This window comes from Flavobacterium sp. JAS, assembly GCF_020991455.1.
GTDB lineage: Bacteria > Bacteroidota > Bacteroidia > Flavobacteriales > Flavobacteriaceae > Flavobacterium.
This window is the reverse complement of sequence record NZ_JAJMOX010000008.1, coordinates 123,586-142,626: the sequence shown is the minus strand read 5'-3', so window position 1 is coordinate 142,626 and position 19,041 is coordinate 123,586. Positions and strand designations below refer to the sequence as shown.

The following is a 19,041-nucleotide window of genomic DNA, read 5'->3' as shown; positions in this document are numbered from 1 at the left end:
TTAGGTTTTTAGGGAACTAAAAATCTGAAATCTGGAATTCAGAATCTAAAATTCAAAAAAATGAATAACATTGTTGCGATAGTAGGAAGACCTAATGTAGGGAAATCAACCCTTTTTAATAGGCTGATACAAAGAAGAGAAGCTATTGTAGATTCGGTTTCTGGAGTTACCAGAGATAGAAACTACGGTAAAAGCGAGTGGAACGGAAAAGAGTTTTCTGTAATTGATACCGGCGGATATGTTCGTGGATCTGATGACGTATTTGAAGGTGAAATCCGCAAACAAGTGGAGCTTGCTATCGACGAAGCTGATGTTATTATTTTTGTTGTTGATGTAGAAGAAGGTATTACACCAATGGATGATGTTGTTGCGCGCTTATTACGTAAGGTAACAAAACCAGTTTTATTGGCTGTAAATAAGGTAGATAACGCAATGCGTGAGAAGGATGCTCTTGAGTTTTATAATCTTGGTTTAGGAGATTATTTTACTTTTGCAAGTATTTCAGGTAGTGGAACCGGGGATTTATTAGATGCCTTAATCGAGTCTTTTCCAGAAAAACCAGAACCAGTTCAGGAAGAAGTAGTTTTACCTCGTTTTGCTGTTGTTGGACGTCCAAATGCTGGAAAATCAAGTTTTATCAATGCATTAATTGGTAAAGAACGTTTTATGGTTACTGACATTGCAGGAACTACACGTGATGCAATTGATACAAAATTTGACCGTTTTGGTTTTGAATTTAACTTGGTTGATACTGCGGGAATCCGTCGTAAAGCTAAGGTGAAGGAAGATTTAGAGTTTTACTCGGTAATGCGTTCTGTTCGTGCAATTGAGCATGCAGATATTTGTATTTTGGTTATCGATGCTACTCGTGGATTTGAAGGTCAGGATCAGAGTATTTTCTGGTTGGCTGAGAAAAACCGCAAAGGTGTTGTAATCTTGGTGAACAAATGGGATTTGGTTGAGAAAGACACTATGTCGACTCGTGACTACGAAGAGAAAATCAAAAAAGAATTAATGCCTTTTACAGATGTGCCAATTTTGTTCGTTTCGGCTTTAACGAAACAACGTTTATTGAAAGCACTTGAAGCTACGGTTCAGGTTTTTGAAAACAGAAAACAAAGAATTGCAACTTCAAAATTCAACGAATACATGTTGAAAGTAATCGAAGCTTATCCGCCACCGGCAACAAAAGGTAAATATGTAAAAATTAAATATTGTATGCAGTTGCCAACGCTAACGCCTCAGTTTGTGTTTTTTGCAAATATGCCTCAATACGTTAAGGAACCATATAAGAGATATCTTGAAAATAAAATTAGAGAGAATTGGGATTTTTCTGGAGTGCCAATCGATATTTATATCAGAGAGAAATAATTTTAAATCCCCGCTAGTCGGGGATTTTTTTTTGATTAAATTTAAAAATGAAATAAATGTTTAATCACACAATTAAACCATTAGTTTCTTTGTTAGTCTTAATGGTGTAATTAACCTTTTCTTATGACCAAATTTCTCTCTTATTTTCTGTTTTTTCTTTTTTGTTATTCGGCAAGTGCGCAAAATGATATCGTAATTAAAGGAACTGTCATTGATATTAATACACAGCTTCCTCTGGAAATGGCAACTGTTTATTTTTCGACCGTTAAGGATTCTACTGTTATTGAATATGCAACAACGGATAAAAATGGTGTTTTTAGAATAAATACTAAAAAAATAGAGAAGCCTGTTTTTCTAAAAGTAAATTATCTGGGTTATCAGCCTTTGGTTGAGGAGCAAAAAGAACTTTTGGAAAGTAAGGATTTCGGGAAATTGTATTTACTCGAAAGTGTGAATGCCTTAAATAATGTGGTTATTAAGACTGAAGCACCTCCAATTACAGTTAAAAAGGATACTTTAGAATTTAATGCTTCTTCGTATAAAGTTCGTCCGGATGCTAATGTCGAAGCTTTATTGAAACAATTGCCTGGCGTTGATGTGGATAATAACGGAAAAGTTACCGTAAACGGAAGGGAAGTAACACAGTTTTTAGTCAACGGAAAAACATTTTTTGATAAAGACGGTGCTTTGATTCTAAAAAACTTACCAGCAGATATTATTAAAAAGGTTCAGGTTTCGGATTTTAAAACCAAGAAAGAAGAACTGGCAAAACAAGAATCAACTTCTGATAATTCGACTATAAATTTGACAATTGACGAAAAGAAAAATAAAGGTTTCTTTGGAAAAATACTTGGCGGTTATGGTTCTGATGATCGGTATGAAAGTAGTTTGATGATGAATTTTTTCAAAGATCAACAAAAAATTAGTGTTTTGGCTTCATCCAATAATATCAATTCGACTGGTTTTTCTATGGATGATGTTTTTGATAGTATGGGAGGCGGAAGAAATAGTAAAAATGTCAATCAAAGTTCCGGAGGCGGAAAAGGGATTACACAATCTAATTTGGCAGGAATTAATTATTCTGATGCGTGGTCTAAAAAATTAGATGTTACAAGCGGTTATAATTTCTCAAACTCGATCAATAATAACGATAGCAAATCAAATCAGATGAGTTTTTTGCCTACAGGAAATATTCTAACGGCTTCAGATTCGAAAACACGAAATGAAAATACAGGAAACAAGGCTAATGTAGAGTTAGATTACAGAATTAATCCAACGACTCATATTTTTATTGCTCCGTCTTTCAATCAAACCAGAACAAATAATGCTTCAAAATCAAGTACAGCTTCTGAGGATGAAAATGGGCAGGCATTGAACGAAAGCAAATCGGAATCTAAAAATGAAAGCACGAATAATAATTTTACCAACGCGATTAATTTCAATAAAATTTTCGAAAAAGAATCTCGTAATCTAAGTGCAGTTTTCAGTAATAATAACAGCAGAAACGATTCGAATGCACTGAATCTCTCTCAAACTATTTTTTATCAGGATAGTAAACCAAACGACGAACGAAATCAAAACAGTAAAAGCAATACAAGTTCTGATTCTTATTCTCTTGATATTGAATACACAGAACCTATTACAGATTCGTTGAAAGTTAGATTTGGTACTGATTTTGACTGGGTAAAGACAATAAATGATCAAAAAACTTTTGATTTTGACGCGGCGACGGAATCGTATTCTGATTTGAATTTGTCGTTGACGAATTACATTACTTCAAAACAAAATTCGGTTAGTCCGAAAGTGGGAATTACTTTGAAGAAAAGTAAATTTATAGTAAACCTAAGTACTAAAACTTCTATAATTGATTACGATAATCATTCTTTGTACTTAGGAAATTCTACCGATTTGAATAAAACCTATGCTTTGCCTTTTGCAAATGCCTTAATACGATATAAGTTTAGCCGTTCTAAGAACCTGACTTTAAAATACGATTATTCTAATGCGCTCCCAAGTGCTGCTCAATTATTGCCTGTTCTGAATTTAATGAATCCGTTGAATACCGTAATTGGAAATCCAAATTTAAATCCGATAGAAAAGAATAGTGCCGGTATTGATTTTAAAAACTTTGATTTTAGAACACGTTCCGGTTACAGCATGTTTATCAAAGCAGATTATTATAATAATGACGTAGTTTCGACTTCAATTTATGACGATAGCGGAAAAAGAACTACAACTTACGCCAATATATCAGGAACATATATCGCCTCGATTGGCGGAAATTGGAATCAATCGGTAAAAAGAGACGCACACGTTTTGAGATATGGTTTAGGTATCAACGGAAGTTATTCTTTTGATAAAGGCTTTACAAATGCTGTTTTGTACAACGCAAAAGCAACATCAGTTACGCCAAGGGTTTATATGACTTATGAATATGGAGAATTGTTATCGATTTCGCCATCGTATAGTTTGTCTTATAATGAAACCAAGTATGAGAATTATACACGCGATGCAACTTCAAATGTCGTGCACAGAATCAATTTGCAGACAACGAATTATTGGCCGTTAAATTTTATTTTCGGAAATGATTTGGGATATACCTATAATTCTAATATCTCAGGTGATTTCAAGAAAGATTTCTTCCTTTGGAATACGAGTTTGTCTTATGGATTTTTTGATAAAAAAGTATATGCAAAGATTAAAGTTTACGATGTGCTGAATCAAAACCAAAGTGCTACACGAACGATTTCGGCAACCTCAATTCGCGATGAAGAAAATACGGTTCTAAAACGTTACGTAATGTTTTCGGTAGCCTATAAAATTGGAAATTTTGCAGCTCAAAAAGGATCAAAAAATAGGAGGGAGAGATAATTAGACTTTTTTAGCTAATCGATTTCTCTGCTTAATAGTTGTGTAGAATTTAGAACTAATCTTCGTCTTCTTCCAAAGTTTTCACTGGATGATCCTCATACCAATCTTTAAAAGTTTTTGTGGTTTTGTAATCGTCATGTAGTACATTATAAACCATATATAGGATTAAAAATATACCAATAATATCCAAACTCATTATTAATGGAATAGTAATGGTAGTTTGACATAAACCTGCAAAAATAAAAACATAAATTGTAGTAAACCACACTAGTTTAATTGCTGAATTTTTCATGGCCATATCTTTTGTTAAAGTTACGGCAGATACTTATAAAATTTAGTTAATCTATAATTAATCAATTATTAAAGTTTTGTCTATCAGTGTTTTAGTTTGAATTAAAATCCAATTTCAAGGAAATTGATTTTATTAATTCCAAGCATTATCTAATTATCTAATTATCAAATTGCCACATTATCTAATTTTCCTATCAATCTTATGATAAAGTGTAAAACGAATAATATCCCGATCATAAAAATCTACACCACTGGCACGTCGCTGGAAACTTTTTAAATAACCTATTTCTAAACCAACATTAGGGTTAAAGTGATATCGAAGGGCGGCATAAATTCGGTTTTGATCAAAAGTATTCCTCTTATTATCTTTTCCAAAATTAAACATAACTTCATCCGAAATAGTTGCTTTCAGGCTTCGTATGTCTTTTTTCCAAAGATCAAAAGTCGATTGTAATCTGTAGCGAAATCGGTAAGCAAAATAGAAATCGTCTGTCAATTCAGTTTTATTTACTTTTTGGGTAAAGCGCTCTTCAAGCTGAAAACGATTGTGAAAAGTTACTTTGGCAATATCATTAATAAAAGTAACATCTTGCTGAATTCGATATTCTGGAATGGAGTAATCAGGATCAACATTAGGATTTTGTGTGTTCACATTAAAATAAGCCAAACCTGTACCCAAATCAATGTTTTTATGAACCCGATAACGCCCCTGAACTCTTATAACAAATAGATTTTCATGAACAGGATTTAAAAAGCTTCGATTGTCAAATTCAGAATGCAGTGCCCATTTTTCAGTTAAAGGCAAAATATTGTAGTAACGAATCCAGGTTAGGGTTTGCTGATCAGTTTTTTTTATATTTTGTGCCGATAAAAAAGGGCTTATAAAGCCAAATAAGAGCAGTATTTTGACAAATTTCATTTAATCGGTATAAATTCAGGCTGCGAATATATACAAATGAGAACAGATTTATAGAAGTAACAATTGGTTTTTAAATTCGTTTTAGATTTTATTTTGTGATTTCATGATAACAAAAAAAGCGAGGTAAGTTTAAAAACCTACCTCGCTTTATATATATAAAAATTAACTAACTGGATTACAATTTATATTTCAAAGTGATTCCGTATGTTCTTTGATCTCCAATTACACCTGCATATTGTCCTGTGTTTCCACCAGCTGGCAATAATTGTTCGTAGTAATCTTTATTCAAAAGGTTACGTCCCCAGAAGTGAACAGATAAACCTTCGGAAGCACGAAAACCTAAACGAGCATTAAAGATTGCATAGCCAGGAACCACTAAATATTTTGAAGCCGAAGGGCTTGATGAAAATTCAGAGCGTGCATAAGAATCAACAGCTAAGAAGATTTTTCCTTTATTCCCAAAGAATTTTGCATCATCAGAAAGTTCACCTCCTAAAGATCCTGCCCATCTTGAAGCACCTGGTAAATCAGTTCCAGATACATCTTTAAAAGCTACCGGAGCTCCAGTTTCTTCTAACGGAAGTGGTGCATTTGTAAACTTAACATAAGTACCTTCTGTATAAGTTGCAGCACCATTTATTGTCAGGTTTCTGTTAACTACAAAACTAGCATCTAATTCAGCACCTCTTACACGAACTTTATCAGCATTAGCAAGATATCCACGATTTACACCCAATTCAGCTGCCTGAACGTTTGTTTGAAAATCTTTGATTTCGGTATTAAAGAATGCAAGATTGAATACTGAATTTTTAAACGGAGAAGTTTTTACACCTATTTCATAATGATTTACTTTCTCTGGTTTAATTACCGCAAGATCCAATAAAGGTTGACCTTTTGCATCTGTAGGAAGTCCGGCTACGTTTACACCAACTGGTTTGTAACTTTTTGCATAAGTAGCATAAGCATTGATTCTGTCAGAAGCTTTATAAGTCAGGGTTATGTTTCCGGAAAAATCTGTGTTATCAGTATTTGATGTAAAAGATTGATCTGAGTAAACTGATTTTTTCAAAGCCAATAATGCAGGATCAGTAGTTTGAAGACCTCCGTATGTTGTACGGGTATAATCTGCATCTTTCTTATCAAAATTATATCTTAAACCCGGTAATATATGTATACGTTCTGTAATTGCCCAGTCTAATTGTCCAAACACTGCAGCACTTGATGATCTGATACGAGCATCCGTTTTGATTCCATATCCTTCAAAAAGACCCGGAGTTTTCCATAAAGAGCTAGTCGTACTTTGTGCAAATCTCCATTGCGCATTTCCGGATTCTTCAGTACCATTTGTTTGTGATGTTTGGTCGATGAAGAATACACCAACAACACCGCTTATTTTAGATGTAAGCTGACCTGCGTAACGAACTTCTTGTGTAAATTGAGTTTGTCTCGTTGGGTTTTGAGATTTCGCCAATACCTGCAATCCTGTAAAATCTCTGTCATTTGATGGATCCCAGTTCCAGAATCTCCAAGCAGTAGTTGAGGTAAGGGTTCCGTTTCCAATTTTTGTATCAATATTCAACGATATACCTCCCATATCTTGTCCTGAACGCCATGGAGTATCGTGGTCAATTTTACGATCAAAAGCGTTTAGACTTGGAAGTTGATAATTCAAATCTTTAATAATGGCATCAAATTGACGATAACCAGCTCTTTGAGTAGGAGCAACACCGGCAACTACTTGTGCATATCCGTCAGGACGTTGTGTTGTAATATCTGCAGCTAATATAATATTTGTATTTTCTGAAGGTGTATAAAGTAATTGCCCTCTAATTCCTTGATTGTTTAAAGTGTTTGTAGGTCTTCCAGTAACAACATTATCAATTAAACCATCACGTTGAGTACCTGAAAAAGACAAACGCCCCGCTAATTTTGAAGTCAAAGCTCCAGTAACCGAAGCTTTAGCTTGTAAAAAGTTGAAATTTCCATAACTCACTTCGAAGTCAGCGCCCGATGTAAAACTTGGTTTACGGGTAGTAATGTTAAACGCACCAGAAGTTGTGTTTTTACCAAACAAAGATCCTTGTGGTCCACGTAAAACCTCGATTTGGTCTATATCAATAAAATCTAAAGTTGTAGCAGCCGGACGTGCATAATAAACACCGTCTACATAGAAACCAACTCCTGGGTCGATTCCGTCGTTTGTAAGTCCAAAAGGAGAACCAAGACTACGAATATTGATTCCGGTATTTCTAGGATTTGAAGAGTAAAGTTGTACTGATGGAACAAGTTCTTTAATACGGTTAACGTTAAAAGCACCTGTTTGTTCTGCTTGTTTACCAGTGATAACAGATATTGCGATTGGCACATCCTGAACTTTTTCTATACGGCGTCTAGAAGAAACAACCACTTCGATAAGTGCATTTTCTTCATTCAATGTTACTTGCAAAGGAGCAGTTGGTAAATCTACAAGTTCGACTTCTGTCGTTTTGTATCCTACATATTGAACTAAAATTGTTAACGGAAGTTTTCCTCTGGTATCTATGGAGAATTTTCCTTTAGAATCGGTAGTGGTATTAGAAGTGGTTCCTTTGATAACAACATTAGCAGCTTCTAATGGAATGTTTTCGCTAGTTGAAACAACACCTTCAATGTTTTGAGCAAACGAAATAGAGAAGGTTAAAAAGAATAGTATTGTAAGCGTATTTTTTATAGAATTTTTCATTTTTATATTAAGTATATGTGATTAGTAGAATTTAAAATAAATTTTTTTTACCAACACATGCACATCATAAATGAATTGTTTTTCACTGTTGTGAATTGACTTTGTTTTTTTTGCAAAAGAATTTTTGTCATACCTGATTTACTGAAATCTACTTTCATGGTTTAAAGTTTTGGAAATGATTTGTTAATTATTTTTTTGCAAATATATATAAATTCTATAAATATGGTAGGGTTTAGAAAATATTTTTTTATTTTTTTATCAATGAGGCTATAGTAATGCCTTGCATCGCTTTAAGAGTTTCGTCGCGAATGATCATTAAACCGTGTCTTAGGCTGCATTCTTCTTCGGTTTTGCAGTCAGAGCATGGTTCGTAAAAATTTAAAGAAGCACAAGGCAAAAGTGCAATTGCACCGTCAAATAATCGGTGAATTTCTGCCAGAGTGATGTCATTTTTAGATTTTATCAGATAATATCCGCCAAATTTTCCTTGCTTACTGCTCACAAAACGTCCACGTTTTAGATCCAATAAAATTTGTTCTAAAAACTTTTTAGGAATATTGGCTCCATCAGCAATTTCTATTGTTTTAGAAATGTGATTTTCGTCTTGTTCTGCTAAATAAAGTAAGGCCTTAAGGGCGTATTTTGCTTTATGTGATAACATCTATATTTGATTATGAATTGTAAATTACTAATTATGAATTTTAGTTTATTTAACCTGAAAGAAACTAAAAAAACTTGAAAGCTGAAACTAAAAAGTTTGAAACAAGGAAAACTTGAAACAAAAACCTACCAGCCTCCGCTAGAACCTCCACCTGAGAATCCGCCGCCGCCAAAACCTCCTCCGAAGCCTCCGCCACCGCCAAAACCTCCACCGGATGATCCGCCACCGAAACCTCCAAATCCGCCGCCACTTCTTCCAAGATTACTTAGAATAATAACATCGAGCAGGCTAGGGCCTCCACCGCTATTATTGCCTGAATTTCCTCCGCCGCCTTTATTTCGAGACAGTAAAATTAATACAATTACAACAATTACAATAAAAGGTAGTATAGGAAAACTTTTTCCTTTGGATTGTTGCTTGCGTTCGCCTTTAAATTTCCCTTTAAAGACATCAATTATAGCATCTGTACCTTTGTCAAGACCATTATAAAAACTTCCTGCTTTGAATTCCGGAATAATAATATTTCTGATAATTGTTCCGCCAATTCCGGCAGTTAAACGATCTTCAACTCCATATCCGGGATTAATGGCAATTTTCTTTTCGGCTTTAGCCAATAAAATAACAACACCATTATCATCTTTTGCAGTTCCTCCAATTCCCCAGGTTTGTCCCCATTTGGTAGCCAATTGACTAACATCTTCGCCTTTTAAACTTTCGATTGTAATAACTACAATTTGTGTAGTAGTAGAATCAGAGTAACGAATTAGCTTTTCTTCAAGCTGTGCTTTTTCGCTTGCGCTTAAAATATTAGCATAATCATATACCGAAGTTTGAAGACTTGGTTTCTCTGGAATTGTAAACTGTGCAAAAATACAATTACAGGTAAAAAACGCTACTAGCAAAAAGGTAAACTGAAAAATTCTTTTGGAATTTGAGATCTTAGTTTTAAAAATTTTCATTGTTTATCCTTTTGATATTTCGTTTGATAATTCGTTAGTGTCACCTTCAGACCACGGAAAGTATTTTTTTAATTGTTCGCCGGCGTTTAAAATACCGTCAACAATACCTTGTTTAAAGTTTCCTGATTTAAATTGTGCTACCATTGCATCTTTGGTACAATCCCAAAAATCTGATGCTACAACATCATTTATGCCTTTGTCTCCACAAATAGCAAAAGTTTTATCTGCTACAGCAAAGTAAAATAAAACCCCGTTTTGAAGTTGGGTTTCATTCATTTTTAATTCATAAAAAACTTCTAAAGCCCTGTCAAAAGGAACTTTAGAAGTTGTTTGTTCTATATGTACTCTAATTTCGCCAGAAGTATTTTTTTCGGCCACGCGAATAGCTTCAACAATTACTTGTTCATCTTCTTTGGATAAAAAATCTTCTACTTGTGACATTGGAGTTATTTTAGATATTAGATTAACGATTTTAGACCGGATTGCAATATAAAATCGTTAATCAAAAATATTAAATTGTTCTTAGAATTTTACTTCAACTGGTTTATCAGCTCCTTCAACAGCATTGAAATATGCTTTTTCTTTGAAACCAAACATACCAGCAAACAAGCTGTTAGGGAATGTTTTAATATGGCTGTTGTAAGGTTTAACAGCTTCGTTAAAACGAGTTCTTGCGGTTAAAATTTGATTTTCTGTACTGGCTAATTCGTCTTGTAATTTCAAGAAATTCTCATTTGCTTTTAATGTTGGATATTGTTCAACAGAAACCAATAATCTTGACAAAGATGAAGATACACCACTTTGAGCTTTGTTGAATTCAGCAAGTTGCTCAGGTGTAATATTAGATGGATCTACAGTTACACTAGTTGCTTTTGCACGAGCTTCGATAACAGCTGTTAAAGTTGATTTTTCAAAATCAGCGGCACCTTTTACAGTGTTTACCAAGTTTCCAATAAGGTCATTACGTCTTTGATAAGCCGTTTGTACATCTCCCCAAGATTGCTCTACAGTTTGACTTAATGTTACAGCAGTATTATTAATTCCTTTAACCCAGCTGTAAATTGCAAAAATAACAACAGCTCCAATAATCCAAGGCAAAAATCTTTTCATGTGTATTTAATTTAAGTTTGTTTCTAAATTTTATTTAATAAATATACTATAATTCGTTCTTAATTTCGTTTAATTGTGTTTTTATGGTCTCTAATTTACGTATTACTTCGAATTTATCTAATGTTTTCTTTTGTCCTTCTTTCAAATGTGTTTTGGCACCTTCAAGAGTAAAACCTCTTTCTTTGACCAAATGATAGATCAATTGCAGGTTCGTAATATCGTCAGGAGTAAACATTCGATTGCCTTTGGCATTCTTTTTAGGTTTCAAAATGTCAAATTCGCTATCCCAAAAACGAATCAATGATGCATTGACATTAAAGGCTTTGGCTACTTCGCCAATGCTATAATATCTTTTATCTTTTGAAAGCTCAATATGCATGATTTTTTAATTTTCTATTTTATTCCAAAAATACTACTTTTTACAGTATTAATCTAATGATTGATTCTCTTGATTTGCCATTTGCGAAATTGCGACATATTCGACAGCTGACATATTTCCGTAATAAAAATTCAGGGGGTTTACGACTTTTCCGTCTTTATGAACTTCATAATGGCAGTGCGGACCTTCAGATCTTCCGGTACTTCCCACATACCCAATTACATCACCGCGTTTGACATGTTGTCCGGGTCTGCAGTTGTATTTGCTCAAATGGGCGTATAAACTTTCGTATCCAAAACCATGCCTGATCACAATATGATTTCCAAATCCTGACGCTGCGGCATCTGCTCTTTCTACAACACCATCGCCGGTGGCATAAACAGGAGAACCCGTGTTGGCAGTAAAATCCATCCCGTTATGCATTTTTCGCACTTTCGTGAAAGGGTCAGTTCGATAGCCAAAACCCGAAGCCATTCGTTTCAAATTCTCATTACTAACAGGCTGAATCGCCGGAATCGCCAGTAATAAGTTACCTTTTACGCTTGCCAGTTTCAAAATTTCGTCTAATGATTTCGATTGAATCGCTAATTCTTTAGACAATCTGTCAATTCGTTTTGTGGTATTTAATACCAACTGAGAATTATTATAACCTTCTAATTTTTTGTACCTATTAGGATCTCTAAAGCCTGCCTTTCGAATAGAATCCGGAATTTCAGTTTTATTAAAATAAACCCGGTATATATTATTGTCTCTATTTTCTAATGCTTCTGTAACATCATCAATTTCGTCCATTTTTTTGTTTAGAATCGCGTATTGCAATTTCAAATTTTCAAGTTCACGTGTCTGTAAACGATCTTTTGGCGTTTCAAAGTAAGGGGTATTGATTAAAAGCACAAAAACTAAAAATCCAAAGAGTGCAGAAGCTAGCAAAAACAGTAATGCGTAACCAATTTTGATTCTTTTTCTGGTTTTTATTTTCGTATAAGCCAGATTTTCTGAGTCGTAATAATATTTTACTTTCGCCATATTTTAAAATACCCTATTTTTGCAGCTTGTAAAATAAGTTAGTCGAACAAATTTAATAAATGTTTCAGTTGTTCGAAGCTTTTTTTCAAGAATAAATACAATTAGATAATGTGTCAATTTGATAATTAGATAATGTTTTAAAAGGGAAATTTATTGTCTTGCACTTTAAGTTTTTATTTAAAAGTTATCCAATTGTCACATTTTCAAATAAGCACATTTTTTAATTATCAAATTATCACATTATCATATTTTCTAATTATAACATGAAATCACAAGACGTACGTAAACAATTTCTAGACTTTTTTAAAAGCAACGGGCACTTAATTGTTCCTTCTGCTCCAATCGTTCTTAAAGACGATCCAACTCTTATGTTCAATAATTCGGGAATGGCCCAGTTTAAAGAATATTTCTTAGGAAACGGAACACCAAAAAGCAAAAGAATAGCCGATACGCAAAAATGTCTTCGTGTTTCTGGAAAGCATAACGATCTTGAAGATGTAGGTTTTGATACCTATCACCATACTATGTTCGAAATGTTGGGTAACTGGTCTTTTGGAGATTATTTCAAAAAAGAAGCAATTAACTGGGCATGGCAATTATTGACGGAAGTTTATAAAATTCCAAAAGAAAATCTATATGTTTCTGTTTTTGAGGGAAGCAAAGAAGATAATGTTCCTTTTGATCAGGAAGCTTGGGATATCTGGAAAACCTTAATTGATGAGGACAGAATTATTCTTGGAAATAAAAAAGATAATTTCTGGGAAATGGGAGATCAGGGACCATGTGGACCTTGTTCTGAAATTCACGTTGATTTACGTACTCCAGAAGAAAAAGCATTAGTTTCAGGAAAAAGTCTTGTAAACAATGATCACCCGCAAGTAGTTGAAATTTGGAATAATGTATTCATGGAATTCAACCGTAAAGCTGATGGATCTCTTGAAAAACTTCCTGCACAACACGTAGATACCGGAATGGGATTTGAACGTTTGTGTATGGCTTTGCAAGGCAAAACATCTAATTATGATACGGATGTTTTTACGCCGCTTATTGAGAAAGTAGAACAAATTACAGGTTTAAAATATACATCTGATGAAGTAAAAAACATCAGCGAAGAACAAAATAAAACCAATATTGCAATTCGTGTAGTTGTAGATCACGTTCGTGCGGTTGCATTCGCAATTGCCGACGGACAATTACCATCAAACACTGGTGCTGGTTATGTAATTCGTAGAATTTTACGTCGTGCAATTCGTTACGGATTTACATTTTTGGGTACAAAAGAGCCTTTTATCAATAAATTGGTTGAAGTTTTGGCAAACCAAATGGGAGAATTTTTTCCTGAAATCAAATCACAGCAACAATTAGTTACGAATGTAATCCGTGAAGAAGAAGCTTCTTTTTTAAGAACTCTTGACCAAGGATTACAATTGTTAGATAACGTAATTGCACAAACTCAAGGTTCAGAAGTTTCTGGAGCAAAAGCATTCGAGTTATACGATACTTTTGGTTTCCCGAAAGATTTAACAGCTTTGATTCTGAAAGAAAAAGGAATGTCTTTTAACGAAACAGAATTTGATGCATCGATGCAGGAACAAAAAAATCGTTCACGCGCGGCATCAGAAGTTTCTACAGAAGACTGGACGGTTTTGATCCCTGGAAATGTAGAAACTTTCGTTGGTTACGATAAAGTAGAGAATGAAGTGAAAATTACCAGAATCCGTAAAGTTGATTCTAAGAAAGACGGAATTTTATACCAAATCGTTTTAGACAATACGCCATTTTATCCAGAAGGTGGAGGACAAGTTGGGGATAAAGGAACTTTGGTTTCTGCAAATGAAACTATTGAAATCATTGACACTAAAAAAGAGAACAATTTGATTTTGCATTTTGCAAAACAATTACCGGAAAATATTGAAGCTGGTTTTGTAGCAAAAGTAAATAACGATTTAAGAGGTTCAACTTCTAAAAATCACTCGGCTACGCATTTAATGCATTTGGCTTTAAGAAACCTTTTGGGAACTCATGTAGAGCAAAAAGGATCATTGGTAAATCCTAACTATTTGCGTTTTGACTTTTCGCATTTTTCTAAAGTTTCAGATGAAGAATTACGTCAGGTTGAAGCAAGTGTAAATGCGCAAATTGAAGCACAATTGCAATTGGTAGAACACAGAAATATTCCGATAAAAGAAGCATTAGATAAAGGTGCAATGGCTTTATTTGGAGAGAAATATGGAGATAATGTTCGTATGATTGAATTTGGAGAAAGTAAAGAACTTTGCGGTGGAATTCACGTGAAAAATACGGCAGAAATCTGGCATTTCAAAATTATTTCTGAAGGTGCAGTAGCGGCTGGAATTCGTCGTATTGAAGCGATTACAGGTGATGCAGTAAAAGACTTCTATCAAAATCAGGAGAATACTTTATCTGAAATAAAAGAAACATTAAAAAATCCACAGGATATTTTAAAATCAGTGGCTTCTTTGCAGGATGATAATGCAAAATTGAAAAAACAAGTGGAGCAATTACTTAAAGAAAAAGTAGGTGCTTTAAAATCTGAATTAGAGAAAGATTTCCAAGAAGTAAACGGAGTAAATTTCCTTGCGAAGCAAGTAGATTTAAGCATGGCTTCAACTAAAGATTTGGCTTCTGCTTTAGGAAGTTCAAAAGCTGATTCGTTTGTGTTTTTAGCTTCAATAGAAGATGGTTTGCCAAATATTCACTGTTACATCTCTAAAGAATTGGTAGCAAGCAAAAGCTTAAATGCAAATGCTGTTATCAAAGAATTAGGAAAATATATTGAAGGAAACGGAGGAGGTCAGCCTTTCTTCGCATCTGGAAAAGGTAAAAATGCAAATGGAGTTGCAGAGGCTTTGGCTCACGCAATTGATTTTGTGAAGTAGCAAATGTTTTTAATCTCGCAAAGACGCAAAGTCGCAAAGTTTTAAAATGCTTTGCGACTTTTTTTATTAAGTTAAATATTATTTGTAAGTTTTTTCTTTATATTTGTAAAAAGAAAAATGACGGAAAATGAAATTTCAGCTATCGTAGTTGATGCATGTTATAAAATACATGTAAAGTTGGGACCTGGTTTATTAGAATCTGTTTATGAGGTGATATTATATCATGAATTAGTTAAAAGAGGATTATCGGTCGAGAGACAAAAAACATTGCCAGTTCTTTGGGATGGAATTAAACTAGATATCGGATTTAGATCAGATTTGATAGTCGAGAATAAAGTTATTTTAGAGATAAAATCAATTGAGCAAATTACAGACATTCACGCTAAACAAGTTTTGACTTATCTTAAAATTACAAAAATGAAATTAGGTTTATTAATAAACTTTAATGTACCAATCATTAAATTTGGAATCAAAAGAGTAGTATCTAATCTTTAGGCTTATCAACTTAAAAACTTAAATTATAGAAAAAGGAAAGTCGCAAAGCATATAAAAAAAACTTTGCGACTCCGCGACTTTGCGAGATTAAAAAAAAACTTACTTGCGTTCCCCAATTTGCTGACGCCACATAGCGTAATACAAACCTTTTTCAAGTATTAAATCATCATGTTTTCCTTGCTCGATAATTTTTCCTTGTTCTAATACAAATATTTTATCAGCGTGCATTACAGTAGATAATCTGTGTGCAATTAAAACTGTGATTCTGTTTTGATCTGATATATTTCTGATTGTAGCATTGATTTCTTCCTCAGTAATAGAATCTAATGCAGAAGTTGCTTCGTCGAAAATCAATAAATTCGGATTTCTTAAAATAGCGCGAGCAATTGACAAACGTTGTTTTTCTCCACCTGAAACTTTGATTCCGCCTTCACCAATTGTTGTGTTTAAACCGTCTTCAGCACGATGTAGCAATTTTTCGCAACTTGCTCTTTTTAAAGCGTCGTATAAATCTTCGTCTGTAGCATTTGGTTTTACGAACAATAAATTCTCACGGATTGTTCCTGAGAATAATTGAGCATCTTGCGTTACGAAACCTAATTGTTTTCTTAAATCCAGTAAATCAATTTCGGTAGAATCAATATCATTATAAAGAACTTTTCCTTCGGCGGGCGTGTATAAACCAACGAGTAGTTTTACTAAAGTAGTTTTTCCGGAACCGGACGGACCAACAAAAGCAACGGTTTCACCTTGTTTAATGTCAAAATCAATGTTTTCTACCGCTTTAAATTTTGCCGTTTTATGTTGAAAACTCACATTAGAAAAAAGCAAAGATTGAATCGCTCCAACATGTTTTGGATTCTTAGGACGAAATTCTTTTGGAGCGCTTAATAAGGTTTTGAAATTTTCCATTGAGACTTTGGTTTCATTCAAAGCAATAATGAAATTTCCTAATTCTTGTAAAGGACCAAAAATGAAGAAAGTAAAAAATACCATTGTTAATAAATCACCCACGATAATTTTATTTCCAAACAAGAAATAATATAATGTAAAAACAACGCAAGTTCTTAAAAAGTGAACAGTTGTTCCCTGAATAAAACTCAAACTTCTGATAAAGCGTATTTTTTCTAATTCAAGATGTAGAATTTTGAATGTATTTAAGTTCAGACGTTTTTCTTCCTGATACGTTAATCCAAGGCTTTTTACAAGCTCGATATTTCTTAAACTTTCGGTTGTAGAACCTGCCAAAGCATTAGTTTGATTGACAATTTTTCGGGAAACAATTTTGATCTTTTTTCCAAGATATGAACTAATCAAGGCAATAATTGGAGCTGTAATCAAAAAGATGATCGAAATGCGATAATCGATTCGGGCAACATAAACAATCACAAATATGAATCCGATAATAGTTTGAAAAATTAAAGAGATCGAGAGTGTAATTAGTTTTTCAGAATCAGAACGTACTTTAGTTAGTTTGCTCAAAGTTTCACCACTTCGTTGATCCTCAAATTCTGCAAAAGGCAGATCAAGAGACTTTTTAATTCCGTCAGTATACATTTGTGCTCCGGTGCGTTGAATCACAACATTGGTAAAGTAATCCTGAAAGTTTTTGGTAATTCTGGAAATCATTGCAGCACCAAGCGAAAGACCCAGCCAGAACGATAAAGATTTTATAAAACCGATTTCGTTTCCAGCATATTTATGCAAACCAACCCCGCAATCCTGCATTAATTTACCGGTAATTACAGAGTCTGATAAACTGAAACAAATGTTGATGGAAGCCATAATCAAAGCAAAAAACAAAAGCATTTTGTGTTTGATTATATAAGAATATAATAATTTCATAAGTAGATTTAAATTTATTGGAAATGTAAAAGTAGTGAATAGTTTGACTCTGTAAAGTTGCTTTTAGTTATTAAAAATGTAAATTTTATGAATGATGAAATATTTAACTGCTGTTGGTTATAGTATAGATAAAGAAGATCATTTTTAGTGGATACGGAATGTTTTTTCATAAATGAAAAAATCCGATATTCGTTAAAATATCGGATTTTAAAATTTTAGTATTTATATTTTTCCATTTTTAGAAGACCATCTTACAATTCCATTTTGTATTAGTTCAAGATTACCATCATCTCGCAAATAAAGTTCTGCTCCGGGAAATCCAGATGTATTACTGACCCATGTTATACTTGTTGGGAAACCAGCAAATCTTGCCCCTTTAATTATAATATTTCCGGTTGTTGACTCGAAATAGCAATTTGATTTATAGCGATAATTATAATCTCCAACTTTCCAGATAACGTTGTTCTCATTTAAATCTATTATTTGTAGAAGACCATTATTAAATTCGAGAGAATATTTGCCATTGGGAGATTTTATACGTTTACTCCAAGGAAGATCACGTATACTTTGTCCCGATTCTAAAACAGATACAATTGGAAATGGATACCATTTATTTATTGATTTCATATCAAGAATTGATAACTCTTTGGTTTCAGGTACACCAACTCCATCAGTTGTAAGAGCTTTATCTATATAATAATGCATTATAGACAGAGGATCGTATGTACTATAATCTGTATCGTAATCAACGTGTTTTTTAATCACCCATCGATCTACATCTTCGTTAGACCATGCCATAAGATCCTTATAATACTTATAAACTTTTGGTAAGTTCCAATTAATATTTGCTGCAGGACTTGTTTGTTCATGGACTAATCCTAGCGCATGTCCAAATTCATGTAATATGAGACCTATGTTTGATGATTCGTCATCTGCCTTAAGTGGCCCTAAACGCATTGAGGCTTCATTTTGAGACGAAGAATAAGAGGAAAGTGTTCCTAATGCTGACCAGCCTCCTGCGCCACTTCCAGTAAAAGCAATTCTGATATCAGCAAATTCGTTTTTAGGAACATATTTAAAGGTAAGATTTGCATATTTAGTCCATTCACTTGCATATTTTTTTACCTTTTCCTGTGCTGCATAATTTTCAATGGAGTCCACAAATTTAACTGTAATAATCTGACCATTCCTCCATGTCCTGTTGGTAGTGATAGCCACATTAGATTTTGAAGTAAAGTTGTTTTGCAAATTCATTTCATCAAACAGACACATGCGTATTTCTTCATTTAATGATGAGGATGTTTTAATGTCAACTTCTGCATTATTGCTATCACATGATGATAGAATTAATGCTAAACTAGCAATTGTGATTTTTAGTGTTTTCATGATTTATTTAAGTTAAATCGCAATTTAACAAACAAAAGATTACTTTTTGAATAACCACATCAGGTATGCCTTATAGTGATACAATCATGACTTATAGTGGCAATAG

16 protein-coding genes are annotated in these 19,041 nt (G+C 33.5%); 5 read left to right on the top strand and 11 right to left on the bottom strand.

Annotated elements, in window-relative coordinates; all coding sequences use genetic code 11:
• The first annotated feature begins 60 nt into the window (after positions 1–60).
• The gene (gene der / locus LPB88_RS13240) at positions 61–1,371 is read left to right on the top strand and encodes a ribosome biogenesis GTPase Der (protein WP_230716175.1); all 1,311 of its coding nucleotides are present in this window, start codon (positions 61–63) and stop codon (positions 1,369–1,371) included.
• Between the two features lie 123 nt (positions 1,372–1,494).
• Positions 1,495–4,242 carry an outer membrane beta-barrel protein gene (locus LPB88_RS13235; RefSeq protein WP_230716174.1) on the top strand — a complete coding sequence of 916 codons (2,748 nt, stop codon included), beginning with the start codon at positions 1,495–1,497 and terminating at the stop codon, positions 4,240–4,242.
• Between the two features lie 55 nt (positions 4,243–4,297).
• Here LPB88_RS13235 and LPB88_RS13230 read toward each other — a convergent pair whose 3' ends face one another.
• From LPB88_RS13230 to LPB88_RS13190, 9 genes are all read right to left on the bottom strand, one after another.
• Complete coding sequence (locus LPB88_RS13230) at positions 4,298–4,534, bottom strand: hypothetical protein (protein WP_230716172.1); 237 nt, start codon at positions 4,532–4,534, stop codon at positions 4,298–4,300.
• Positions 4,535–4,711: 177 nt separating this feature from the next.
• A complete protein-coding gene (locus tag LPB88_RS13225) occupies positions 4,712–5,452 on the bottom strand; it encodes a DUF2490 domain-containing protein (RefSeq protein ID WP_230716171.1) in 741 nt (246 codons plus the stop codon).
• Between the two features lie 175 nt (positions 5,453–5,627).
• Positions 5,628–8,174 (bottom strand): TonB-dependent receptor, encoded by a 2,547-nt coding sequence (locus tag LPB88_RS13220; protein ID WP_230716170.1) that lies wholly within the window; start codon positions 8,172–8,174, stop codon positions 5,628–5,630.
• A 247-nt stretch (positions 8,175–8,421) separates the two neighbouring features.
• A complete protein-coding gene (locus LPB88_RS13215; RefSeq protein ID WP_089352040.1) occupies positions 8,422–8,835 on the bottom strand; it encodes an Rrf2 family transcriptional regulator in 414 nt (137 codons plus the stop codon).
• A 125-nt stretch (positions 8,836–8,960) separates the two neighbouring features.
• Entirely contained in the window at positions 8,961–9,794 is an 834-nt protein-coding gene (locus LPB88_RS13210) for a YgcG family protein (protein WP_230716169.1), read from the bottom strand.
• Between the two features lie 3 nt (positions 9,795–9,797).
• Positions 9,798–10,235 carry a TPM domain-containing protein gene (locus LPB88_RS13205; protein ID WP_089352042.1) on the bottom strand — a complete coding sequence of 146 codons (438 nt, stop codon included), beginning with the start codon at positions 10,233–10,235 and terminating at the stop codon, positions 9,798–9,800.
• An 81-nt stretch (positions 10,236–10,316) separates the two neighbouring features.
• On the bottom strand, positions 10,317–10,904 hold the full coding sequence (locus LPB88_RS13200; RefSeq protein ID WP_230716168.1) for a LemA family protein: 588 nt from the start codon (positions 10,902–10,904) through the stop codon (positions 10,317–10,319).
• Between the two features lie 46 nt (positions 10,905–10,950).
• Positions 10,951–11,283, bottom strand: coding sequence for a MerR family transcriptional regulator (locus LPB88_RS13195; RefSeq protein ID WP_230716167.1), 333 nt, complete (start codon positions 11,281–11,283; stop codon positions 10,951–10,953).
• A gap of 48 nt (positions 11,284–11,331) precedes the next feature.
• Positions 11,332–12,309 (bottom strand): peptidoglycan DD-metalloendopeptidase family protein, encoded by a 978-nt coding sequence (locus LPB88_RS13190; protein WP_230716166.1) that lies wholly within the window; start codon positions 12,307–12,309, stop codon positions 11,332–11,334.
• Between the two features lie 263 nt (positions 12,310–12,572).
• On the opposite strand from LPB88_RS13190, the gene alaS reads away from it, so the two are divergent.
• Together alaS and LPB88_RS13180 are read left to right on the top strand one after the other, a co-directional pair.
• On the top strand, positions 12,573–15,209 hold the full coding sequence (gene alaS / locus LPB88_RS13185; protein WP_230716165.1) for an alanine--tRNA ligase: 2,637 nt from the start codon (positions 12,573–12,575) through the stop codon (positions 15,207–15,209).
• Positions 15,210–15,326: 117 nt separating this feature from the next.
• Positions 15,327–15,704, top strand: coding sequence for a GxxExxY protein (locus LPB88_RS13180; protein WP_230716163.1), 378 nt, complete (start codon positions 15,327–15,329; stop codon positions 15,702–15,704).
• 99 nt (positions 15,705–15,803) lie between these two features.
• On the opposite strand, the gene LPB88_RS13175 is transcribed toward LPB88_RS13180, so the two are convergent.
• Both LPB88_RS13175 and LPB88_RS13170 read right to left on the bottom strand, forming a co-directional pair.
• The gene (locus LPB88_RS13175; protein WP_230716161.1) at positions 15,804–17,549 is read right to left on the bottom strand and encodes an ABC transporter ATP-binding protein; all 1,746 of its coding nucleotides are present in this window, start codon (positions 17,547–17,549) and stop codon (positions 15,804–15,806) included.
• 222 nt (positions 17,550–17,771) lie between these two features.
• A complete protein-coding gene (locus tag LPB88_RS13170) occupies positions 17,772–18,821 on the bottom strand; it encodes a M12 family metallopeptidase (RefSeq protein WP_230716159.1) in 1,050 nt (349 codons plus the stop codon).
• Between LPB88_RS13170 and LPB88_RS23815 the strand changes: the two genes are divergently transcribed.
• Entirely contained in the window at positions 18,820–18,951 is a 132-nt protein-coding gene (locus tag LPB88_RS23815; RefSeq protein ID WP_255673706.1) for a hypothetical protein, read from the top strand. The genes LPB88_RS13170 and LPB88_RS23815 overlap by 2 nt on opposite strands.
• The last annotated feature ends 90 nt before the right edge of the window (positions 18,952–19,041 follow it).